Below are 23,442 nucleotides of genomic sequence, written 5' to 3' on the forward strand. Positions count from 1 at the left end.
CCACCTTGTTGCTGAGAGCCTCGGTGTCGGTAGCAGGTCTGCACGTCATACGTGATCGGCCGGATTTGTCGCATCTTCTGCAGTGTCGGTCGCCCCGAGGAGCTCGGGGATGAAGGATGAGCGACTCAGTTACCACGGAGCACAGCTCGATGTCGTCGACCAGCAAATCCTTAGCGAGCTTTCGGCCGATGCTCGGATCCCGAATAAGTTGCTCGCCGAGCGTGTCGGTGTAGCGCCATCCACGTGCTCGATGCGTTTGCGCCGGCTGGTGCGCATCGGTGCCATTCGCGGGCACCACGCCGATGTGGATCCGGTGGCTTTGGGCAGGCCGTTGCAGGCCATCATTGCTGTACGGGTTCAGCCGGCGGCGCGGCCTCGCATCGGTGCACTGAGTGCACGGTTGGCACGCCTTCCCGGTGTCCTCAACGTCTTCTTCGTTGCCGGGGCCGAGGACTTCCTCATCCAGGTAGCAGCAGGTTCGACGGAGGAACTCCGTCACTTCGTTGCCGATAACTTGAGTGGTTCGCGGGAGTTCACATCCACTCAGACCAGCCTGGTCTTCGAGCACGTGCGTGGGCAAGACCGCTGACAGTTGAGGACACCTGCAGATTGCATGAAGCTCGGCAGGTCGACCTAATCGTCGAAGCCGGGCACGCGCGTGGTCACCCAAGAACCCGTGGCCGTAATGCGCCACCGACCTACCCGTTGCCACGACCCACTGGTCAGATGTACGGAGCCAACGGCCGGCGCGGTCGATGTGCTCATTGACAGCCGACGGGACGCCGGCTTGGGGTCGGCGGCGCAGCTCTGAACTCATTAGCTGAGCCAGGTGGGCGTGATTGAATCACCCTGGGTTTTCCGGAGGCTCTGGTGTGTCCTGGGTTCCACGGCGTCTGAGTTTCTGGATTCTGGTGCCTGACGCCAGGAAAAACTTGATGGGACGACAGGGCTACTCGGTCGAGTTCCGACGCAAGGTCTTGACCTGCTCGCTGCAGGACGCAGCGTCGCGCACGACCTCGATATTAGCGACCAGACGATCTACAACTGGCGACGCCAAGACCGCATCGACCGCGGCCTTCAAACGGGACTGAGCACCGCCAGGACGGGCGACACGGCGGCGCTCCCCCTGCCCCCCGGCGCGCGGGTCATCGCTGGTCAGGGCGAAGAAACGGATCCGCGAGCTCGAGACCGAGCTCGCAGTCAGCCAGCGTGCCGTCGAGCTGCTCAAGGAGGACGCCAGCCCAAAAGGCGGTACGCGGCCGTCAGGGTGATGGCCGCGGAGAAACTCCCAGTTCAGGTCGCCTGCCGCACCACAGCGAGCCCCGCGACCTCGACCGTTCCCGACGCCACTCCCACAGGAGACCTGATGACCGACATGCTCGCTGCCCGACTCCACGAGATCGGCGGGGAGATGAAACTCGAGCGCGTGCCGCGCCCCGAGCCCCGTTCCACCGACGTCGTCGTGTAGGTCAAGGCCTGCAACATCGTCCCCAACCTCAAGAACGTCCTCGCGACCTACGCCGAGTGGTTCCCCTACCTCCCGCTGCCTCAGTTCCCCGCGATCTTCGGCCTGGACAGCGCAGGCGTCGCACCCAGGTCGGCGAGCACGTCACCGACGTGGCAGTCGGCGACCGCGTCTACGTCAACCCGGGCCTGTCGTGCGACAGTGCCGGGGCTCTCCAGAGGACGCATCCAGTGGTGCGGTGCCGGTCCATGAGGCCAAGCGGTTGCGGTCAGCGAATCGGGTGACGTCGCCGACGTCGGCCAGGATCCGGGCGGCGCCGTCCGGGCCGACGCCGTAGCGGCTCATCAACGACGACCCGCGGTCCCGTACCGCGGTGGCTTGTTCTGCCTTGATCGCCTTGAGCCGTCGGACGGTGCTCACGAGGTCCTCGATCAGCTCGGCCACCATGCGGCGGCGGGTCTTGCCGGCGATGTCGCCGGGTCGCACGGTGGCGAGGACCTCCTTACACATGACGGGGCCTGTTGGGCGGACAGGTCCTTCTTCTTCGCCCGGGCACCAACTCGGCTAGGGAGCCGGTGGATCCGGTTCACGGTCCGTATCCGCAGACGCGAAAGCTCGTCGCGTCGGTCGCAAAGCATCCGGATCGCCTCCAGATCAGCGACTTCAGCCAGGGTGAGTAGTCCGTCACGGTGCTCGGAGCTGACCGCGACTATGCAGCTAGAGCCGCGTCCAGTCGACTAGCACCTGCCGCCTTGGTGACCCATCTCAACCCGTCATATCTGTCCGACATGTCCACATCGAGGTTGGCACAGATCAGCGTGGCGAGACCCGGTCGCCTGGCGTTCCTTTCAGGTCAGGTCAGCGGTGCTACCGATCACGACATGACTGGCTAAGGACGTTGCGAAGCACGAGGTCGTAGCCTCGACAACCCGTTCTTGCAGGAGCTGCTCGAGCGAGTCGCGGCGGGCCGTTGCCGCCCCTCGCGCAGCTCGGCCGCCAGGCGCCCACGGGCGACCGGCTACCGGATGTGACCCAGACCGACACCGGGCGCGGCGGCGGCTTCCCGCGCCGCCGCCCCGGTGCCACCCCACACTGACGCGGGCGAAGCGCTCGTTCAGGCGTCACGCATGATGAGGTCGCGGGTGATTGGTAGATCGCGGAACCGTCGTCCGGTGGCGTGTGCAACGGCATTAGCGATTGCGGCGGTCATGCCGGTCATGGGCGTTTCCCCGAACCCCCTTGCTCCTAGCGCAGTACTGGTTGGGTCGGGCTTGTCCAAGAACTCGATTTGCATGTTGGGGACGTCGGCGTTGACGGGCATGAGGTAGTCGGACAGGTTTGTGTTCATCATTTGTCCCAGGTTGCGGTCTACGACTGTGTGTTCCATGAGTGCGTAGCCGATTGCGAAGATGATGCCGCCGATGGCTTGGCTCCGGGCCGTCATGTGGTTGAGCACGGTCCCGGTGTCGTAGACGCCGACCACTCTGCGTACGCGAATGCTGCCGAGGTGGGGCTCGATGCCGACTTCGACGAAGGATGCACCCACCGAGAAGCCCTCTCTCGTGGCGACAGGCTCACCGGTGATCTCGATCGGTCGTCCGAGGGCACGCATTGCATCACGGATGGGCCATCGGCGACGGGGGTTGTCACGCGAGACGAGGGATCCCTCGACGGCCATGACACCGTCGGGTTCGAGTCCTGCGAGCGGTCCACCCGGGTAGCCCACAGCGAAGGAGATGAGCTCGTCGCGCGCTTGTCGGCAGACACGAGCCACCACACTGCCGACGCTTGGCACGGTCGCTGACTGCCCCGAGTTACCAGCCGGTGGCAATGTGGTGTCCCCGAGCTCGAAGGAGACCGATTGCATCGTGAGACCGAGCTCCTGGGCGGCGATCTGAGTCATCACCGTGTAGGTGCCGGTGCCGAGGTCCTGCGTGCCGGAGCGCACGACTGCTGTGCCGTTCCTAGAGAGCAGCACCGAGGCAGTTGACCCCGGTCGTGCGCCCGAGGTGTGGGCAGATGTAGCCATCCCCCAGCCAAGGATCTCCGACCCGTCGCGCATCGACCCCGGGACGGGGTTACGTCGAGACCAGCCGAACAGCCGCGATCCGCGCTCGTAGCACTCGAGCAGGTAGCGACTCCCCCAGGGTTCGCCAGTCATCGGGTTGACAGCGGTCTCGTTTCGCCGGCGCAGCTCGATTGGGTCCAGGCCGAGTTCGTCGCTGAGCTCGTCCAGCGCGCACTCCAGTCCGTGGCTGGCCACGACCTCCGGCGAACGCATGAAGCACTGCGCGGGAAGGTCAAGGTCGACGACACGCTGCTGCGAAACAAGGTTCGGGATGGCGTAAGTCATCCGGGTGGCCTCGCTGCTGCTGAAAACGGCGCGAATCGGTCGGGTGGTCTGCTGCGTCGTCACGTGTTCCACCGCCACTAGTTGCCCGTCGCGCCGAGCCCCCAGCTTGATGCGCTGGGTGCTCACCGCACGGTGTCCACTCGAGGTGTACATCTGGGCGCGGGACAGAGTCAGCTTGACCGGTCGGCCAACCTGCCGGGCGACCGCCGCCGTGAGGATCGTGTGGGGCCACACCGGCCCCTTGCTTCCAAAGCCACCCCCGAGAAACGGGCTGCGTACCCGGACGTCGTCGAGGGAGACCGATAACGCAGCAGCCAGCGCCGCCCGCGTCTGACTTATGCTCTGCGTCGAGTCGTACACCGTGAGCCGACGACCTTCCCAAACGGCAACGGTTGACGACGGCTCCATCGGATTGTGGTGGTGCATTGGATTCGTGTACTCGGCCTCGAGGCGGACCGCAGCCTGCGCCATCCCTGCGTCCACGTCACCGCGTCGATAGTCGTTGGGGCCGTCGAGGCCATCGGGGGGTACGACCGATCTGTCCAGCCCTGCGAAGAAGTCGACGTCGTGTGGAAGCGGGTCGTAAGTGACCTCGACCAGGCTCGCGGCGTCCTGCGCCTGCGCGAGGGTACGAGCGACTACCAGAGCTACCGGTTGGCCGTGGTGATGAATCTGATCGTTCTGCAATGGCAGGAAGCCCTTGATGAACAAGGTCTGCGGCGGCGGAATAGCCACTCGGGGCATGTTCAGATGGGTGAAGACGGCGATCACGCCTTCTGCGGACTCTGCAGCTGTCGTGTTCATTGCGGCGATCCGGCCACGCGGGATCGTACTCATGGTCAGAAAGCCATGCACGACACCGTTGACACGCGCATCCGCGGCGTACGTCGCCTCCCCTGTCACCTTCGCGCGACCGTCAGTCCTAGGGACGGGCTGGCCGACAATCGAGTGCCCTCGGCGGCGTAGACGGCGTCTCGCCAGAGCCTCCACGGCTCCGCTACTTTTCCCGACAACGCTCTTACCGCTCACGGCCTACCTCCCAGGTTCAGCAGCGCATCGGTCAGCGCTCTTTGTACGAGTTCAACCTTGAAAGCGTTGTGCTCACGCGGCACCGCCCCCCGCACCAACTCCCGGCCGGCAGCGGCGCAACTAGCACGGGTCAAGCGCTGTCCGATGAGCTCGCGCTCGGCTGATCGCGATCGCCATGGCCGCGTGCCGACGCCGCCGAACGCCAGGCGCACGGCCTGGACCCGGTCGCCGTTCATCTGCAAGGCAACAGCAACCGAGACAGTGGCGAACTCGAATGACGCCCTCTCGCGCAACTTCAGGTACGACGAACGAGCGGCCAGGCGGTCGGCCGGGATCTCAACCGACGTGATCAAGTCGCCAGATCGCATCACCGTTTCGCGGTTGGGAGTGTTGCCGGGCAGAAGGTAGAAGTCTTCGATTGGAACGACTCGACGCCCGTCCTTCCCCGTCACCACGACGCTTGCGTCCACGGCGAGTAGCGCGACGGCCAGGTCGGAGGGCTGAACAGCGATGCACTGGCTGCTGCCCCCGAGGACGGCGTGCATCCGGTTTTCGCCCTCGATTGCAGAACAGCCAGAACCAGGGTCGCGCTTGTTGCAGGGCGAACCGGGGTCTCGGAAGTACCAACATCTCGTTCGCTGCAGCAAGTTGCCACCAATCGTGGCCATGTGCCGGATCTGCGGCGAGGCGCTCGCTTCGAGCGCCTGGGAGACAACCGGTGCGCTGCGGCGGACCATCGTGTTGGCGGCAACATCGCTCATGCGCGCCAGCGCGCCTACCTCTAGCCGTCCTGCGCGTTGCTTGATTTCTGAGATGGGGAGTTGGCTGATATCGACGAGGCGGTCGGCACTCTCCATGCCGTCCTTGAGCAGATTCAAGATATCGGTGCCGCCAGCGATGTAGTTCCCTGCGGGCGCATCAGAGACCAAGGTCCGCGCCTCATTGACACTGCGAGCTCGCACGTACTCGAACGGCCTCATGACATCTGCTCCGCTGCCTCGCGGATCGCGGCAACAATGTTCGGGTAGCAGCTGCAACGGCACAGGTTGCCGCTCATCCACTCGCGGATCTCCGCGTCGGAGCCTGCGTGGCCCTCCTTGATGAGACCCACTGCACTCATCACCTGGCCGGAGGTGCAGAAACCACACTGGAGACCATCGTTTTGCACGAACGCCTCTTGTACCGGGTGCAGGCGATCGCCGGTGGCTAGACCCTCCACGGTGGTGATCTCGGCCCCGTCCTGCATTGCCGCGAGGGTCATACAGCTCTTGATGCGGCGACCGTCCGAGATGACGGTGCACGCACCGCAAGCGCCTCGGTCGCACCCCTTCTTGGTCCCGGTCAAGTTGAGATCCTCACGCAACGCGTCGAGCAGGGTGACACGCGCCTCAAGCTTTTTCCGGTGTCGCACACCATTCACCTTCAGGACGACGTCCAAGGTCGATCGTGGACGGGAGAACACCGCGGCACTTGCTTCACCAACTGCCCGGGTCATCCCAGCACCTACGCTGCCAACTGCAGCGACCGCGCCGCCCAACTGCAGGACGGTCCGGCGCGTGAGCCGGGACCAGCGCCTCGTAGATTGACTGTCTGCGGCCATCGGTTCGTCATGCATGGTGGGCTCCTCATCTGTCACGCGCAGCGATTGCGCGAGCGAAGTGGTGATCGTGATGCAGGGAACGAGATAGGGCTCTGCCTCGAAGGGATCAAGAGACTGGATCGGACCTCGACTAGTAAGGTCTCGTAGCGTCGACCATGCCTGCTGCCAGCGACCGGAAAAAGGGGACTCTGGAGGGAGGGACCAGCAGTCCCTGCCTGCGGTCGCCTTGGCCTCTGCCGCGTACGACGGCGGAGCAATGGTGTTCACCGCGTCGCCGGGCACGTCGCCCGGCCGCGGTCAGAAGCCGATGTGGTCGGGCGCGGGCAGCAGTGCCTTGCCGCATGTCGCACAGGGCGGTGTCGAGTGTTGTGAGTGCCTGGGATTCGGGTTCGGTCACCTCGCTACGCCGGTGGTGACGTCGACGGCCGTTGCGCGTTCGGGGACGTCGAGTCCGAGGTAGCGCCGGCCCTCTGACCACTCGTCGTGCTGCTCGGCAAGGGCTACGCCGCCCCCGGCGATTCTCGGATCCCGTACTTAGGGGCCGTTCGTGTCCCACACGAGCCGTGGAGCGTGCAACGACAAAGTCACGACCAGTCGGACTTTCGATCCCGTGACTGTCGTGCGGCGATGCCGGCCAGGACGATGTCGACACCGGCAAGGGATTGCTCGCGGTCGTCATGTGCAGACATCGATGCAGCAGTCTCTTGCACCACAGCATCGGGGTCGCTGCCAACCAGGTCTGCAGCGAGACCAGCAAGGTAGTCCCGGCGGTCCGCTCCCTGGGGACGTCGACTCGCTGCTGTTGCGTGCGGCGATGCTGCTCCCAGCACGTAGTTGACCAGCGCCGCCCCCGCGTTCGACAGGCCGGCGCCGCGCACTCTGAGGCGCCGTAACTGCGTGCCGACGCGCTTCCAGATTAGCAAGACTGCGGGTTGCAGTGGCTCTCTGGCGAGTTGTCGCCCTACCCAGGGATGGGCGTCGATGGCATCGAAGATGCTCAGCGACAGAGCTCGCAGCATCAGCGCAGGGTCCTGCACTGTTCCGGTGGCGCTGAGGGAGTGACCGATGACGCTTTCCGTTGCCCCAGTGAGGAGTTCTCCCCTGCCTGCGACGTGGTGGTAGATCGCGCCGCGGCCGGTATCGAGGCTGGCTGTCAGCGCGCGGACAGTTGGTGCTCCTTCACCGGCAGCGTCCAGCAGCTCGATTGTCGCTGCGGTGATGCGCTCTCGCGACAGGCCTCGGACCGGCGCGAGGCGGGTTCGGTCGGTGAGACCACTTGCCCATCTTGACACGAGTGGACCGATGGTCCAACACTGGTTGGACCATCGGTCCAATGTCCGTGGAAGGACACCTCATGACACCCCACATCAGCGTTGTAGGCGCCGGCCTCGGCGGCCTCACCCTCGCCCGTGTCCTGCACCTGAACGACATCGGCGTGACGGTCTACGACGCAGATCCGGCACCCCATTCACGAAGCCAGGGCGGACAGCTCGACCTGCACGAGCACAACGGCCAGCTGGCGCTCCAGAAGGCGAACCTGATGGAGGAGTTCCGGGCCATCATCCACCGAGGCGGCGGCGCTCAACGGGTACTCGCCCGCGACGGCTCAGTGCTTGCCGAGCTTCCCGACGATGGCTCGATGTCTAGCCCCGAGGCCCTCCGAGGAGACATCCGACGAATCCTGCTGGAGTCGCTACCAGAGGGAACTGTCCAGTGGGGAAAGAAGCTGGACCACGCCGCCACACTGGGCGACGGTCGGCATGAACTGACGTTCGCCGACGGCTCCACCGTCGAGTCCGACGTGCTCGTAGGGGCCGACGGGACTTGGTCCAAAGTGCGTGATCTGCTCTCCAACGAGAAGCCCACCTACGCTGGCGTCAGCTACGTCGACACGTTCCTGCACGATGTCGAGGTACGCCACCCAGCCGCCGCCGCGGCCGTCGGACCGGGTGCCATGTATGCGCTGACCCCCGGCAAGGGTTTCCTGGCGCACCGCGAGGCTGGCGATGTCATCCACACCTATGTGGTGCTGAGCCGGCCCGAGGACTGGTTCACCGACATCGACTTCTCCGAGCCGGTCGCCACCAGAGCACGCATTGCGGCCGAGTTCGACGGGTGGGCAACTGAACTGACCGCGCTTATCGCCGATGCTGACACAGCACCGGTTCTGCGAAGCATCCATCAGCTTCCCGACAGCCACCGGTGGAGCCGTACCGAGGGCGTGACGCTGCTGGGTGACGCGGCGCATGTCACTCTCCCGGGCGGAGAGGGCGCGAACATCGCCATGCTGGACGGTGCCGAGCTCGGAGAGGCGATCGCCGAGCACACGGACGACATCGAGGGCGCCCTCGCCGCATACGAGGAGGTCATGTTCGACCGAGCTGAGAACGAGGCCAAGGCGGCCCGCGAGACCATCGACCTGATCTTCGGTGACCGCGCGCCCATGGGACTCGCAAATCTCTTCAACGGCTTGGACGAGGTGGAGGAATGAGCAGCTACCCGCTCGCGCCCAGTTGTCGTGCTGGGCAGACATCTGTTGCCGGTCAGGAAGCCCATCACACCGTCTCGGGCATCTTCGACGAGGGACTCGACCTCGAAGCAACCGTGCCCAGGGGCGAGAAGGCCGAGGTGTGTCTCGGACAAGGACAGACGAGCGACCCCAACGTCGGCCAAACGCCTTCACGAACCCCTCGCCAATCGGACCGTACGCGGCGTCGTGCACACGAGAAGGTCGTTTCTCGTGGCTGACATCAAGTCCGCTGCCGACAGCGACGAGTCTCAGACGCTTTACCCACGTAAGACCTTGTGGCTCACCCTCGTCGTCGTGCTCATCGCCGACGCTTTGGACCTCATCGACGCCACCATCACCAACATCGCAGCGCCGACCGTGGCCGCCGATATCGGTGGCGGCGAATCACTGGTCAAGTGGCTCGGTGCTGCCTACGCCTTGGCCTTGGGTTCGCTCCTCGTCGTGGGTGGCCGCCTGGGCGACAAGTACGGCCAACGGCAGATGCTGCTCACAGGCATCGCAGGGTTCACGCTGGCAAGCGTCCTGGCCGGCCTCGCCTTCGACCCGGTCACCCTCATCGTTGCTCGAGCAGTCCAGGGGGCGTTCGGTGCGCTCCTGCTGCCTCAAGGCATCGCGCTGCTGACTCGGATCTTTCCCCGCGAGACCGTCCAGAAGGCGTTCGGTGCTTTCGGTCCAGCACTCGGGGTCTTTGCCGTGGCAGGCCCCATCCTGGCTGGGTTCCTCATCGACGCCGACCTGTTCGGGCTGGGCTGGCGACCGATGTTCCTAGTCAACATCGTGCTCGGCGGGGCGGCGTTCGTGATGGCATGGAACGTTGTCCCCAACGTGTCGCGCAATCCCGACGCTCGGATCGACGTGTTGGGCTCGATCTATCTCGCAGGGACGGTATTTACGCTCCTCTACGGCCTGATCGAGGGGTCCAGTGAGGGCTGGACGGCTCTGCCGATTGCCATGTTCGTGGTCGCAGCGGCGCTCGGCGCTGCATTCGTCCGTCGGCAACTCAGCACCACGCAGCCGCTACTCGATCGGAGACTGTTCCGCAGCCGGGGCTTCGTCTCTGGGCTAGGCATGGGATTGCTGCTATTCGCTGCTTTCAACGGCGTCACCTACATGATCTCGCTCTTCCTGCAGCTCGGGCTCGGCTACTCGCCAACGAAAGCCGCAGTGGGCTTGATCCCGCTGGCAGTCGGAATCATCGTTGGCGCAGGCGCATCGATCGCGCTCATCTCAGTGCTCGGCCGTCGACTTGTAGCTATCGGACTGGTCGTCTCATTGGCCGGAGCAGCAGCGATGTTCTACGTCGTGCGCCACTCAGGCCTCGATGTTTCGGGGTGGTCGCTCGCACTCGTCGTAGGCCTAATTGGCCTTGGCGCCGGACTGTGCTTTAGCTCGGTCTTCGATGCTGCACTCGGTGACATCGAGCCCGACCTAGCTGGTTCGGCTAGCGGGTCGCTCAGTGCGGTTCAGCAGATAGCCAACGGAATCGGATCCGCCGCGGTCACGTCGGTCTACTTCGCGGCCCTGTCAACGTCCCAGGTTCACGCCGTGAGTTTGAGTCTCGTAGTCGTGTTCTGCATGTCTGCTGTATCGCTGGCGGCTGTCCCGCTGTTGCCCCGTAGAGCGGCGTCACTCGTCCACTGACTGCGACCACTGGCTCCGCGTCAAACCGTAGACAGATTTCAGGTAGGAGGAATGACTGTGTCGATCGCTACCACTCAGGTAGAGAACTTTGTTGACTCGTTGCTGGGAGCACTGGATACCGGCGACGTGGGCGCCGCCGCTGACCACTTCACACAGAATGCACACCTCGTCCTCAATAGAGGGGAAGCAATCTTCGGCGTGGACGAGATACGCGGATTCTTCGAAACACATTTCGAGAGGGCTCGCGCAATCTCGTCCCGGGAGGTTCTACGCTCGAGGCGGCACGCTCCAGCCACGACAGTTGCACTCATCGCACTCATGTCCCGGCTGCCGACGGGCATTCAAGGCTTCCTGGTGCCCGTCACCCTCATCGACGCTGATGGTCACACCCGCTGCGCGTCGGCCTCTGCGCGGGCGATGAGCCAACGATGGACGACCGCGTACGGTGTCGCGCGCAACCCCACCTCACGCTAAGGAGGGGTCGAGCCGCACGGTCCCAGCCTCCACTGATTCGAACTATTCGGCCAGTGCACCCTCCGTCGAGTCGTGGCTGAGGGGCGTCGGCGTCGGCGTCGGCGTCGGCACTGCGTCCCTTCCGGATTGCTTCGTCAGCCAACTGCCGAAGGTTCGTGTCATTAGAGGCATGATGAGGAAGGTCATCAGCCCAACGAGGGTCAGGGACGCGACGAGAGTGGTGACGTAGAGGGGCACGTGCCGGGTAAGCGGTCGTCCCGCCCAGAGGATCAAGGTGATCAGCGGGTATATTGAGACCCAGTTGAGTAGTGCAAGTTTGTAGCGCGGGATGCGCATAGAGGTTCCTCTCAAACGGAGCTGATTGCGGTTTTCGATGTGTGACTAGGGGTTAGGTGGGGGCCACGTGCAGCGCAATGTCGCGCTTAGAGAATTCCTGCGCGCTCGAAGGGCTGCGATTCAACCGTCGCAGGTTGGCCTAGACCAACAAGGAATTCGCCGCGTTTCCGGTCTACGCCGCGAGGAGGTAGCAATGCTCGCCGGTGTCAGCGTCGACTACTACGCGCGTCTTGAGCAGGGACGAGACATTCAGCCATCACGCTCTGTCCTTGAGTCCATCGCAAGAGCGCTTCGTCTCACCGACGCACAGCGCTCACAGCTCTACGCGTTAATCAATCGGGATCTCCGAGTTGCGCCATCGCCACCATGTGAGATCACCCGAACAGAGGCGGGCCTCTTAGGCGCGCTAAACATTCCAGCACTCGTCGTCGGGCGCGGCACCGCCATCGTTGCGTCTAACCAACTACACCGCGCCCTCACGACGAACTTCGAGGACAAGCCACCCGAACAGCGCTACTACATTCATTGGCTGTTCAACACACCAGCCGCCCAGCTGATCCTGGTGGACTGGGCACGATCGGCACGTGAAACGGTAGGTGTCCTACGAGCCGCAATCACCCAGTTTCCCGACGACTCCGGTCTCCAGGACCTAGCGAACGACTTGCTCTCGTCGAGTGCTCAGTTCAAAGAACTGTGGGACGAACATGACGTCGAAGCCCCCTCGTCAGGCCCGAAAGGTTACCGGCACCCAGAACTCGGAGTGTTGTCATTACAGCACCAAGTTGCGCGATTGTCAGAGGAACACTGGCTTCATCTGTACTGGGCTGAGCCTGGTTCATCGACCGAGCGAGTCCTCGAGCATTTACAGTCCGAGACCTAGCCCAGAGTCGGATACGAGGGATCGTGGGTTAAGCGGGTGACGTGAGCTCGATGATCGTCCCGGCAATGTCAGTGATGAAGGCGATCCGCTGGTTGATCTGGTCGACCTGGAAGGGTCCTGCAAACGGGACGATGCCTCTCGACTCCAATTCGGCCAAAGTCTCGTCCATGTTCGGGACGGTCAGGCAGAAATGGTGGAGACGCTCGACATCGTGGCTGGCGATGAGGCTGTCCGGGACGCCGTTGCGGTTCTCTGCACCCGCAGAAATGAGCTCGATCTTCGTGTCTCCGTTCGTGATGAAAACAAAGGTCGATCCGTGAGCTTCGAAGCGCTGGGCGATTACGAAGTCAAGTTTGTCGGAGTACCAGTCGACCGCCTCTTCGAACTTGGTTGATGCCAGGGTGATGCCGACGTGGTCGTGCTTGACGCCGATTCTCAAGAGAGTTCCTATTCGCGTGGGATGGTTCGAGTTCGATGGTTATTCAACTGGCACCCGCCTAAATTAGTAAGAGGTCAGGCAGTCCTAGGTGGCAGGGACCTAGGACGCTGAGTCCTACCAGCGGTCGGTTTCACATGAGTTGCGTCCTGCGGCGTTGCTCCGGGCGGCGGCCTGAGAGTCCTGCGGTCCGCCGGGTGTCTACCCTCGCGTCGTCCGACTGCGACGGATCCTTCGTTGCAACCTGCACCTGCACCTGCACCTGCACCTGCACCTGCAGGGCTGTAGTCGCAACTCGCACGAGCAGTCGCGATCGGCCCGTCGCGTGTCAGGACTGTCTCAATTTCGTCCAGTCCGCGCCTTAGGGAGAACCAAGGCAGTCAGCACGGCGCCGGCGTAGAAGAGTGCGGCGGTCCAGCCGAAAGCGGTTGTGTAGCTTGCCACCGTCGCCAGCGCTTCGAGGTTCGAGCCGGTGTGGTTCGCGGTGTAGGACGCGGTGGCCGCGGCAGCAACGGTGCTGAGTACTGCGATGCCGATGGATCCGCCGATCTGTTGTGCGGCATTCACGCTGGCTGCGGCAGCGCCGGCGTCGTCGTCGTGGACACGGGCCGTGGCTGTCCCGGTGGCGGTGGCGACAACAAGACCGATCCCTGCTCCGATCAGTACGAGGCTAGGGAGCAGATGCGTCAGGTAGCTGCTGTCCACCTCGAGGCGAGTCAGCAGGAGCGGCCCCATGCCTGCAATGGCAAGCCCCAAAGGGATCACGACTCTGACGCCGAGCGCGCGGGAGAGTGCCGGACCCAGGATCGCGGCTGCCAAGACGAGCACTACGGGAACGGGCAAGAACGCAACGCCCGTCCGGATCTGGCTGAACTGCAGAGTGCTTTGAAGGTAGTAGGGCAGGAAGAGGAAGGTGGCGAACAATCCGGCCGAGGACAACAGGAGCGCGATGAGGGCCCCGCCACGGCTGCGGTCGAGGATCACGTGCAGAGGAAGTAGCGGCACAGGCACTCTGGCCTGAAGGAAGACGAACAGGGCCAGGAGAACCACAGCCGCAACGAGGGTGACGATCGTGACGGCGGAGGTCCATCCCTTTGTTTCTGCGTTTGACGTTCCGAGAACAAGCGCAAAGAGTCCCGACGTCACAGCGGTGGCGCCTCTGAGGTCCAGTTGGGTGGCAAGTCTGCGACTGGAAGGGGCTAGCAGTACGGCACCAACGACGGCGGGCGCGGCGATGAGGACGTTGATGTACATAGTCCAGCGCCAGGAGAGAGTTTCGGTCAGGAAGCCGCCGAGGAGAAGTCCGACTGTCGTTCCGACCATCGATACCGATCCGAAGAGCCCGAAAGCCTTCGCGCGCTCACTGGGGTTGGAGAATGTGGTCGACACGATTGCCAGCGCGGCGGGGGCAAGGAGCGCCGCGAACACCCCTTGACCGATGCGGGCGCCTACCAGGAATTCGAGTGAGGGGGCGGCACCACCGATGGCTGATGCCACTGCGAACCCAGCGAGCCCGGTTATCAGGGTTTGTTTACGTCCCAGTCGGTCGGCCAGGCGCCCGCTCAGTAGTAGGAGACTCCCGAACGCAAGGGCGTAGCCAGTGACGACCCATTGGCGTGAGTCGTTGCCGAAGCCCAGGTCGGCCTGCGCTGACGGCAACGCAATCGTGACGATCGTGGTGTCGAGGGCGATCATCAGTTGCGACAGAGCCAGAGCTGCCAGCAGCCACCAGCGGCGCGGCGATGGCGTCCCATCCAGCACGATCGACTCGTCGAGAGCGGACGTGGAATGTGGGGGCGTTCCAGCCGAGGGTTCTGGTGTTGTCATGGGTAGGACCACTCCTCAGTGGTGTGGCGTGGCACGGCCTCGTGAGTGGCGACGCCGCGGGGGTGGGTGGGGATGACGTGTGCTGTGCGTGATGTACCGAGGTGGGATCACGCCCGACGGGCTGACCAAGCTGTCCGTGAGCCGCGAACACGTAGGCGGCCTTCGAGTTGCTCCAGACTCGTTGGACCGTCGGGCTGAAGGAGGGCGTCCAGCGCTTCAAGGTCGGCCGCGACGAGCAGGTCAGAGACGTACGGCCGGACGCGTTCGAGATAGCGACGCGCAAACTCGGCTGTCGAGCGTTGGTCGTCTGGCACTTGATCTACGACGAAGGTGCGGCGTTCGGTGATCGCGAACCCTGTCCGCTCTAGATGTTCGGTCCAGTCGGGGTGCGCCGCTTGGCCGGAGGGTAGTCGGCGCAAGAAAGCATGGATGCGCTTCTCCAGGGTCGGGTCGGGGAGAAAGGTAGGAGGTGTGTCCATCTCAACGACAATGAGGACGCCTTCATCTTCGAGCGCCAGGGCGAGGCGCCCCAGAACGGCGTCGGCATCAACCTCGTGAAGCACGGACGACGCCCAAATGACGTCGAACAGGCCCAGATCTGGCCACGGCTGCTCAATGTCAACCTGGACGGCGGCAACTCGCTTGTCGAGCCCGTGTCTAGCGGCTCGTTCACGCACCTTGGCAAGCATCTCGACAGATACATCGATCGCTACCACCGACGACTCCGGAAAGGTCTCAGCCAAGGCAACGGTAGAAGCGCCGATCCCGCTGCCCACATCCGCAACCCGTCGTGCGTCGGTGATGCTCCCGACCCATTCGGTCGCTTCCGCCAGGAAAGACTGCATGACGATTGCGTCCAGCTCGAGCAAGCGCACGAGGCCGGCGCCGTGTCCGTGATCGTGTCCGTGGGCATGTCCGGGGTGCGAGGTAGTGCGACGGTCGGCAGAGTTCATACCTTCACCGTAGTGCTGTCTTGCCAGAATGGGATACACTCTTGCTCATGGAGCAAGAAGTGGACCTGGACTCCCTCATTCGTCGTCGCATCCGTGCGCTGCGGACCAGCCGAGGTTGGACCCTGGACGCGATGTCAACTCGCAGCTCCATCAGTCCGTCCAACCTCAGCCGGATAGAGACGGGCAATCGCCGCATCGCCGTGGATCAGCTGATCCCCATCGCGCGGGCTCTCGGAGTCACCGTTGACGACCTCGTAGCCGGCGACGACGACGAGGACGTAATCATTCGACCCGAGAAGGACCAGCAGTCGGGGCGCACCATCTGGGCTCTAGCCAGGGGCCAAGGGCCCCAAGAGATGTCGGTAGCGAAGATGCGGATCGAAGGTCCCGTGAAGTCAACCGACGACATGGGAGTCCACCCCGGCAGAGACTGGCTGCTCGTCCTCTCCGGAACCGCACTCCTACATCTGGGAGGCAGACGAATTCCCATCGAAGCAGGGAACGCAGCCGAGTTCTCCACCATGACCCCCCATGCCATCGGCGCCCTTGATGGCCCTGTTGAAATACTCGCCATCTGGTCTAAGGACAGTCACAAGGCGCACGCTGTTCCAACGGACTCGCGGCGGCGATAGTCACTCGTTGTGCCATTCCAGGATCGACTCAAGGTCGATTTGCGGTCGCGAAACGTGCCCCTTGGCTCCCATCGGAAGGGGCCTGCGGTGCCTGACAAATCCGACTGGCTGCAACTAGGCGATCGACCGGTACCCACTGGCATGTCCCCACATGACCTCGTTGTACGTAGTGGGGCGATTCGTTGCTTGGCAACGATCGCGCGCGGGGTCATCGTGACGTCGAGGCAACACCGAACCACTTCGCTGGATGGCTAGACCCGAGACGAAGTCGAGAAGGGTAGGACTCTGAGTCCCTGGTAGAGGACGGCCTGGCTGCCTCGGAACGCACGAGTGACACTGGTAGCGGTTACCAGGCAGGCGGACGAGAGGACGTGCGGTGATGCAGGAACGAAACGCGCTAGGCGAATTCTTGCGCTCTCGCCGCGAGCGCCTGCGCCCCCAAGACGTGGGCATGCCTGCGCACGGCCGCCGTCGCACGCCAGGTCTGCGACGCGAGGAGGTCGCAACTCTGGCCATGCTGTCCCCCGACTACTACTCGCGACTCGAGCAGGGCCGCGTCCGTACACCGTCGGAGTCTGCGCTGAATAGCCTGGCCCGCGCCCTGCGACTCACCGGCGACGAGGTCGAGCACTTGTTCCGCTTGTCCGGCCAGCGTCCCCCAGAGCCGCACACGCCACGGTCATATGTCGACCCCGCCATGAGTTACCTCCTCGATGTCCTCGACGGTGCCGCAGCCGGTACGCCAGCCCAGGTGGCAGACGACCTCCTCACCGTTGTCGCGCAAAACAGGACTGCGCAGGCCCTGCTCGGCACTTGGGTCGGGCTTCCTCGTTTCGAGTCCAACGTGACGTGGCGTTGGTTTGCCGACCCGTCCTCCCGAGCGCTCAACGACCCCACCGAGCACGAGGAGATTGGGCGAACCTACGCCGCCGACCTTCGCGCTGGGCTCGGTCAACGTTCGGCGCGAGACGTCCACGCTCAGGCTCTAGTCGATGACCTACTCAAGCGCAGCGAGGAGTTTCGTCGCGTGTGGGAGGAGCAGGCGGTCGCGGCGCTCAGTTCGACGCCCAAGCTAATCCACCACCCTGTCGTCGGCGACCTGGACCTACAGTGCGACGTCGTCCTGAGCCCAGCAACGGGTCATCGATTGATCATCTTCAGGTCGCGCGTCGGTTCCGATGCCATCGACAAGCTCGGCTTGCTGTCCGTGCTCGGACAGCAGACCTTCGACTGAGCCGCCTGACTTCCTGACCAGCAACACCTCCTGAACGCCGGCGGGCGCCCCTAACGGGCGCCCCGGACGGCCGCGCGCGCCCGCGCACGGCATGACATCACAGCCACACCCTTAACCGAAGAGAAGAGAGAATCATGGAAATCAACAGCAGCACCGTCTTCATCGCTGGCGGGACCTCGGGGATCGGCCTCGGCCTGGCACTGCGCCTTCAGGCCGCAGGCGCCGAGGTCATCGTCGGTGGCCGCCGCGCCGCATTGCTCGAGCAGATCGCAGCGAAGTACCCCGGCATCGGCACGGTCGAGGTCGACACCACCAATTCGGCCTCGATCGACGCCGCGCAGACAGACCTTGCCGAGCGTTATCCCGCCCTCGATGCCATCGTGACGATGGCCGGAATCATGGAACCGGAGGACCTGCTGGACCCTGCGTCCCTCGATGTTGCCGAGCGTACGATCGAGGTGAACCTGCTCGGCACGATCCGCCTCGTTCATGCGTTCCTGCCGGGCCTGCTGAAGCAGCCCCGCGCCACCGTGGTGACGGTGAGCTCGGGGCTCGCATTCGTCCCCCTGGCTGCGACGCCCACCTACAACGCGACCAAGGCTGCCGTCCACTCCTTCACCGAGTCGCTGCGCATCCAGCTGACCAAGACCGACGTCCAGGTAGTCGAGCTCGTCCCGCCCGCCACTCAGACGACGCTCATGGGTCAGGAGAACAGCCCCGTCGCCATGCCGCTGGAGGAGTTCCTCGATGAGGTGATGACTCTACTGAAGAAGGATCCGGAGGCAGACGAGGTGCTTGTCGAGCGAGTCAAGTGGCAGCGGAACGCCGCAGCCGAGGGCCGGTACGCCGACGTGCTCGCCGCTCTCAGCGGCCGTTACCGCGACTGACGGGCCACGCAGGCCAACGGACCGCACAGCACCTCGAACGATCGTGCGCCGAGACGGCCCAGGACCAGCGCCGTCGCACGGTCATGCACCGATGCGCAACGCTCCAGAGGTGCCAGCCAACGATTGCAGCGGTCCGATCCCGGCCTGCTGTTCTGGTCCAGCCCCGACCCTCATGGACGCGCTGCTACATCAGGATTCACGTATCGTCCCAGGACGTCACGGTCGCGGAAGCTTCAGACATCTCCCGAGACGCTGGCGCTAGGCAGATTTGCCTAGACGGCCCCTGGCTTGCATCTATGCAGGCCAGGGGCTCTCGGACGGGTCGCTCGTCAGAGGCGAACTGCTCGAGCGTTTCTGATGGAGCCCCAATTGAAGGTCGGTACTGACACCACCGCACCTTTGCCGGCTCGATGGTCATGGCATGTAGGGCTCTCGTGGTTCCGGAAGCGAACTGAGGGTCCCCACGCGGGCAATCATCAGAACGCTGAGAGCGGCGCGCTCCCTGTTCGAACGACTGGGTTCCCCGAGGTGCCACGCGCCGCGGCCGCTGCCCGGATCGGCGGTCACGATGAAGATGACGCAACTCGGGCGAGCGTCCATTGACACCCGACGAACGCGGGCCTATCGTCAACGCCGCACTATTCTCCGTATACGGACGATAGTCGTTACTAGACCTGTAGCTAACGCGAACTCTTGGAGACTGAGATGGATAGGACACAACTCGGCGCGGCCGGGCCGGACGTTTCGGTGCTGGGTCTCGGAGCGATGGGCATGTCCGACTTGTACGGACCAGCCGACCACGACGAGGGGCTGCTCACCATCCGCGCCTCCCTGGACGCCGGGATCAACCTCATCGACACTGGCGACTTCTATGGTCTTGGCGCCAACGAAATGCTGATCGCCCGAGCCCTCGACGGCGTAAACCGCGAGGACGTCGTCCTGAGCGTGAAGTTCGGGGCGCAGCGCAGCCCAGACGGCTCCTGGTTGGGACACGACAACAGCCCCAATGCAGTCAAGAACTCGCTCGCCTACTCCCTCAAGCGACTGAACGTCGACTACATCGACATCTACCGGCCGGCCCGCCTCGACCCGAGCGTGCCAATCGAAGAAACCGTAGGGGCGATCGCCGAGATGGTCCACGCCGGATACGTCCGACACATCGGGCTTTCCGAAGTCGGAGTAGAAACCATCCGCCGAGCCCACGCAGTGCATCCCATCTGTGACCTCCAGATCGAGTACTCGCTGCTGTCCCGAGACATCGAGGAGGATGTCCTCCCTGCTACTCGTGAACTCGGAATCGACATCACCGCCTACGGCGTTCTCGCACGCGGGCTCCTCAGCGGCCACTGGAATGCCAACCGCCAGCTCGCCGCCAACGACTACCGAGCGATCATCGACCGATTCAGCCAGGACAACGTCGAAAAGAATCTGGCCCTGGTCGCCGCTCTGACAGAGATCGGACAGTCGGTCGGCGCGACCCCCGCTCAGGTCGCCATCGCCTGGGCCACGGCGCAGGGTCCCGACATCGTCCCGGTCATCGGCGCACGTCGACGAGACCGGCTTAGCGAGGCAGTTGCCGCCGCAAGCCTGAAGTTGAGTCCCAGCGACCTCGAGCGGATCGAACACGCAGTGCCAATGGGCGCCGCCGCCGGCGCACGAGACGTGGCACAGAGCCTCGACCCTGCCCTCCACGGGTCGTAGGAGTACAGCCGGGCAACGCCGAAGGCCCGGTCGCCGGGTCCCGCGCGGTCCGAGGCAGGGCTGGAGAAGCTCCGCCCTGACCACCTAGACAGAAAACTCGGTTTGCCCAGGTCAACGGATAGGTCATGAGCCGCTCAGCAACGCGACGGTCACTGCTCGCGTTGGCGGACACCACGCCAGCCAGCCTGACGGAGGACGACTACGAGGACCGTCGAGCCGAACTGGAAGCGGTCAGCAACGACCTGACGCGACAAGTGTTCGACTAATGGAAGCAGAACCCGAATCTCCGCGTTCGCTTCGACATCGACCGCCACGTCGAGAACGACCCGCAGGGCCGTCCCCGTGTCACCAAGAACTACCTCGACATCCGCGTCGAGGACACCAGGCACTACTTCACCAACAACTTCTCTCAGCGATCCAGCGGCCTCCGCTGGTTCTTTTCATTCCTAGCCGCCTTCACCGAGTTCGAGTCTCGCAACGACGACTTCGTGATCCTTCTCGACGAGCCCGCGTTGACACTCCACGGGCGAGCTCAAGCCGACTTCCTACGCTTCATCAACGAGCGTTTGGCGACTGTCGGGTCCGTCATCTACACGACCCACTCGCCATTCATGGTCGAGACCGGCAAGCTGGAGCGCACCCGAATCGCCGAGGACCAAGGGCCCGATAAGGGGGCGGTCGTCAACCAGGAACCCATGACGGTCGCGTCCGACAGCCTGTTCCCCCTGCAGGCCGCACTCAGGTATGACATTGCCCAGCACCTGTTCATTGGAGACACCAACCTCCTGGTCGAAGGACCGAGTGACCTTCTCTACCTCGACTTGATCGGTCGCCGCCTCAGTGCCGAGGGTCGGAGCGCGCTCGACGAGCGCTGGCGCATCCTGCCCGCAGGTGGCTCGTCCAACATTCCAGCGTTTGTCTCGCTCATAGGTCGAGAACTCGACGTCACGGTCCTCGTGGACTCGGGAACCGAAGGTGCCGGACGTCTGGATGCCGCCATGGCTGCTGGGCGACTCAAGAAGAGCCGGCTGGTTCGCGTCGGCGAGGTGACTAAGACGACCTACAGCGACGTCGAGGACCTCTTCACCGTCCCCGACTCCCTCGCCCTCTACAACCATGCGTTCGCATCGAACGTGAAGGAGAAGGACCTCCTGGGGGTGACCGCATCGTCCAGAGGCTCACGACGCTCAACGGGAAATACGACCACTACAAGCCCGCAGACGCACTGCTTCGCGACCCCACGAAGATCGATGCTCTGAACTGATCCACCTTGGATTCTTTCGAGGCGCTCATCGAGCTCATCAACGCCACAGTCGACTAATTGGCGGCGGCCACACGTGCACGATATCGACACCGAGATCGCCATTGGCTGAATGCGTCACGTGTCAACAGCCTCGAGCAGCAATCGCCTCAGGCAAAGGTCCCGCCCGTGCCGGCGCCCAGTACCTGGCGTGAGGTGTCGACCTCGCGGGTCCAGGGTTGGTCGTGGCGGGACCTTCGACCGGGCCAGCGCGGCACCCCATGCTTTGGACTGGCGCAGCTGTCTGGTCTTAATTCTACCCCGGTGGTCGCGGTGAGCTCGCTATCTATATGAGGTTGGGGCGGCGGCTCTGGCCGCGAAACTGGTTGCAGTGCCTGAGTCGCCGCTGGCACCTCCCGGAACCTGGGCTCTGCTGTCATCCAGGGGGCACCAGTGCACAAATTCTGGACTCGTCAGTTGCCACGTACGACGCGGCGTTGTAACTCGCTGTGAACTATTCCGTCTGCAACCGCCCGGCAGGACGAGCGCCGCGGCTCGCGTGACGGCGCGACTCGGCAATACAACGGCGTCCCTGACTCCCCCACGGCCAACGTAAGCAGTCGAAGCTGGTCGCCGCACCGGTCTGCAGAGTCGATGTCGACCGATGCCACGAACTCAGGTCCGCTCGGGCGACCATCAGTGCCTCAGACCAACTCAACAGTGCCCGTGTTGATAGCCATGAGGAGGCGATGTTCGGATAGGTCCTCACCAGCCAGTTCACCGCAAGCGTGCCCCTGAAAGAACACGATGACACGATCGCAGATCTCGGCTGTCTCTTTGAGATCGCTAGACGTAAAGAGGACGATTCGGCCCTCCGCGGCCAGCTGGGAGATGTGGGCGAAGATCTCTCGTTTGGCTCCCACGTCGACGCCTCGCAACGGGTCGTCGAGCAACACGACACTCGGATCGGTGTCGAGCCACTTGGCGAATACAACTTTTTGTTGGTTGCCGCCGGAAAGGTGCCCCACTGGGGCCGTTGCGGAGTCCATTTTGATGTCTAGTCGTCGTGCCCAGCGATCGGCCTGTTCGATCATTTTGCGTCGGCGGAGGAACAGGCCTCGACGTCGAAGTGGCCCGCCACTGACCGTCGAGACGTTCTCAGACACTGACTTCGCCAACATCACACCCAGACGCTTGCGATCCGCCGGAACGTAGGCGACGCCGGCCCTTACGGCTTTGTTGATGCTACGGGGTGCTCCTTGTCCTCCCGGCAGTGAAATGGATCCACCGTTGATTCGACGTTGTCCAAACAGGATCTCGAAGATGGTGTGGACCCCTGATCCGTCAAGTCCTGCCAGCCCGACGACTTCACCCGGTTCGGCCACCATTGAAAAGGGGTGCACGCTGCGACTGACGTGGACGTCTCGAAGAGTCAGCGGTTGTGCGCTCGGCAGATCCGCTCGGGTTGATGCACGCGCTCTCCGCGTGCCCATGCTGGTGCCGTCAAGGTCGCCAAGCATTTCACTGACCACCGTCGTAATGGACAGCTGCTGGCGAGCTTCTCGGTCTACGACCGTCTTGCCGTTTCGCAGAACCGTGATGACGTCGGCGATAGCGAACACGTCCTCGAGGAAGTGGGAGACGTAGACCACGCCAACGCCCCGCTCCCGCAAGTTGCGGACAACCTGCAAGAGGCGCTGGGCCTCTGCGGCCTGCAGCGCCGATGTGGGCTCGTCGAGGATCAGCACCTTGGGATCGTCGATCAGGGCACGGGCAATCTCGACCAGCTGCTGTTCTCCCAGGCGGAGAGTTCCGAGCCTCCGGTCGAGATCGACTTTGAGGCCAACGGCGTCGACGGCTGCTTGGGCCCGCCGACGCATCGCCCGCCGGTCATTGATCACACCGGCGTGTGCAGGAATCCGCGGAAGGAAGAGGTTGTGTAGGACATCGAGGTCCGGGAACAGATTCAATTCCTGAGACACGATGGCAATACCTCGGTCGGCTGCCTCACGTACCGACTTGAACACGGCGGGCTCGCCGTCCAGCGTGAGGCTCCCTGTAGTCGGAGTTTCGGCACCGACGAGGATCTTGACGAGTGTGGACTTGCCTGCCCCGTTGGCTCCAAGCAATGCATGAACCTCTCCAGACTCGATCCGCAGATCGACGCCGTCCAGAGCCTGCACGCCGCCGTAGTGCTTAGAAATCTCCGAGGCGATCAACATGC

The 23,442-nt window shown here is 63.8% G+C and carries 19 protein-coding genes; 9 read left to right on the top strand and 10 right to left on the bottom strand.

Going from position 1 to position 23,442, the window contains the following annotated elements:
• Positions 1–109: 109 nt before the first annotated feature.
• The gene (locus E4623_RS03845; protein WP_134765150.1) at positions 110–589 is read left to right on the top strand and encodes an Lrp/AsnC family transcriptional regulator; all 480 of its coding nucleotides are present in this window, start codon (positions 110–112) and stop codon (positions 587–589) included.
• A 1,053-nt stretch (positions 590–1,642) separates the two neighbouring features.
• Here E4623_RS03845 and E4623_RS03855 read toward each other — a convergent pair.
• From E4623_RS03855 to E4623_RS03875, 5 genes are all read right to left on the bottom strand, one after another.
• Positions 1,643–1,951 (bottom strand): transposase, encoded by a 309-nt coding sequence (locus tag E4623_RS03855; protein WP_167736466.1) that lies wholly within the window; start codon positions 1,949–1,951, stop codon positions 1,643–1,645.
• 628 nt (positions 1,952–2,579) lie between these two features.
• Positions 2,580–4,847 (bottom strand): xanthine dehydrogenase family protein molybdopterin-binding subunit, encoded by a 2,268-nt coding sequence (locus E4623_RS03860; RefSeq protein WP_348537280.1) that lies wholly within the window; start codon positions 4,845–4,847, stop codon positions 2,580–2,582.
• A complete protein-coding gene (locus tag E4623_RS03865) occupies positions 4,844–5,827 on the bottom strand; it encodes a xanthine dehydrogenase family protein subunit M (RefSeq protein WP_134765152.1) in 984 nt (327 codons plus the stop codon). Before E4623_RS03865 ends, E4623_RS03860 begins: the two co-directional genes overlap by 4 nt.
• Entirely contained in the window at positions 5,824–6,462 is a 639-nt protein-coding gene (locus E4623_RS03870) for a (2Fe-2S)-binding protein (RefSeq protein ID WP_245154825.1), read from the bottom strand. Before E4623_RS03870 ends, E4623_RS03865 begins: the two co-directional genes overlap by 4 nt.
• 569 nt (positions 6,463–7,031) lie before the next feature.
• Entirely contained in the window at positions 7,032–7,739 is a 708-nt protein-coding gene (locus tag E4623_RS03875; RefSeq protein ID WP_209020471.1) for a hypothetical protein, read from the bottom strand.
• Between the two features lie 62 nt (positions 7,740–7,801).
• On the opposite strand from E4623_RS03875, the gene E4623_RS03880 reads away from it, so the two are divergent.
• Positions 7,802–8,938, top strand: a complete 1,137-nt coding sequence (locus E4623_RS03880; RefSeq protein ID WP_134765153.1) for an NAD(P)/FAD-dependent oxidoreductase — start codon at positions 7,802–7,804, stop codon at positions 8,936–8,938.
• A 249-nt stretch (positions 8,939–9,187) separates the two neighbouring features.
• Entirely contained in the window at positions 9,188–10,618 is a 1,431-nt protein-coding gene (locus E4623_RS03885; RefSeq protein ID WP_245154826.1) for an MFS transporter, read from the top strand.
• A 516-nt stretch (positions 10,619–11,134) separates the two neighbouring features.
• On the opposite strand, the gene E4623_RS03895 is transcribed toward E4623_RS03885, so the two are convergent.
• Positions 11,135–11,428, bottom strand: coding sequence for a hypothetical protein (locus E4623_RS03895; protein WP_134765155.1), 294 nt, complete (start codon positions 11,426–11,428; stop codon positions 11,135–11,137).
• Between the two features lie 67 nt (positions 11,429–11,495).
• On the opposite strand from E4623_RS03895, the gene E4623_RS03900 reads away from it, so the two are divergent.
• Complete coding sequence (locus E4623_RS03900) at positions 11,496–12,308, top strand: helix-turn-helix transcriptional regulator (protein WP_134765156.1); 813 nt, start codon at positions 11,496–11,498, stop codon at positions 12,306–12,308.
• 28 nt (positions 12,309–12,336) lie between these two features.
• On the opposite strand, the gene E4623_RS03905 is transcribed toward E4623_RS03900, so the two are convergent.
• The 3 genes from E4623_RS03905 to E4623_RS03915 form a co-directional block, all read right to left on the bottom strand.
• Complete coding sequence (locus E4623_RS03905; RefSeq protein ID WP_167736467.1) at positions 12,337–12,747, bottom strand: VOC family protein; 411 nt, start codon at positions 12,745–12,747, stop codon at positions 12,337–12,339.
• Positions 12,748–13,083: 336 nt separating this feature from the next.
• A complete protein-coding gene (locus E4623_RS03910; RefSeq protein ID WP_209020472.1) occupies positions 13,084–14,505 on the bottom strand; it encodes an MFS transporter in 1,422 nt (473 codons plus the stop codon).
• 173 nt (positions 14,506–14,678) lie between these two features.
• Positions 14,679–15,524 carry a class I SAM-dependent methyltransferase gene (locus E4623_RS03915; RefSeq protein WP_134765159.1) on the bottom strand — a complete coding sequence of 282 codons (846 nt, stop codon included), beginning with the start codon at positions 15,522–15,524 and terminating at the stop codon, positions 14,679–14,681.
• A 47-nt stretch (positions 15,525–15,571) separates the two neighbouring features.
• On the opposite strand from E4623_RS03915, the gene E4623_RS03920 reads away from it, so the two are divergent.
• The 5 genes from E4623_RS03920 (at position 15,572) to E4623_RS03940 (ending at position 21,237) form a co-directional block, all read left to right on the top strand.
• Complete coding sequence (locus tag E4623_RS03920) at positions 15,572–16,156, top strand: XRE family transcriptional regulator (protein ID WP_134765160.1); 585 nt, start codon at positions 15,572–15,574, stop codon at positions 16,154–16,156.
• Between the two features lie 379 nt (positions 16,157–16,535).
• The gene (locus tag E4623_RS03925) at positions 16,536–17,390 is read left to right on the top strand and encodes a helix-turn-helix transcriptional regulator (protein ID WP_134765438.1); all 855 of its coding nucleotides are present in this window, start codon (positions 16,536–16,538) and stop codon (positions 17,388–17,390) included.
• 134 nt (positions 17,391–17,524) lie between these two features.
• The gene (locus tag E4623_RS03930; RefSeq protein WP_134765161.1) at positions 17,525–18,277 is read left to right on the top strand and encodes an SDR family NAD(P)-dependent oxidoreductase; all 753 of its coding nucleotides are present in this window, start codon (positions 17,525–17,527) and stop codon (positions 18,275–18,277) included.
• A 693-nt stretch (positions 18,278–18,970) separates the two neighbouring features.
• Entirely contained in the window at positions 18,971–19,978 is a 1,008-nt protein-coding gene (locus E4623_RS03935) for an aldo/keto reductase (RefSeq protein ID WP_245154829.1), read from the top strand.
• A gap of 365 nt (positions 19,979–20,343) precedes the next feature.
• Positions 20,344–21,237, top strand: a complete 894-nt coding sequence (locus tag E4623_RS03940) for an AAA family ATPase (RefSeq protein WP_245154899.1) — start codon at positions 20,344–20,346, stop codon at positions 21,235–21,237.
• A gap of 685 nt (positions 21,238–21,922) precedes the next feature.
• Here E4623_RS03940 and E4623_RS03945 read toward each other — a convergent pair.
• Positions 21,923–23,440: a sugar ABC transporter ATP-binding protein gene (locus E4623_RS03945; protein WP_134765163.1), complete on the bottom strand. Its 1,518-nt coding sequence runs from the start codon at positions 23,438–23,440 to the stop codon at positions 21,923–21,925.
• Between the last annotated feature and the right edge of the window lie 2 nt (positions 23,441–23,442).

Origin of the sequence: Nocardioides sp. 1609 (genome assembly GCF_004522105.1) — a bacterium.
In the GTDB taxonomy this organism is placed as follows: Bacteria; Actinomycetota; Actinomycetes; order Propionibacteriales; family Nocardioidaceae; genus Nocardioides.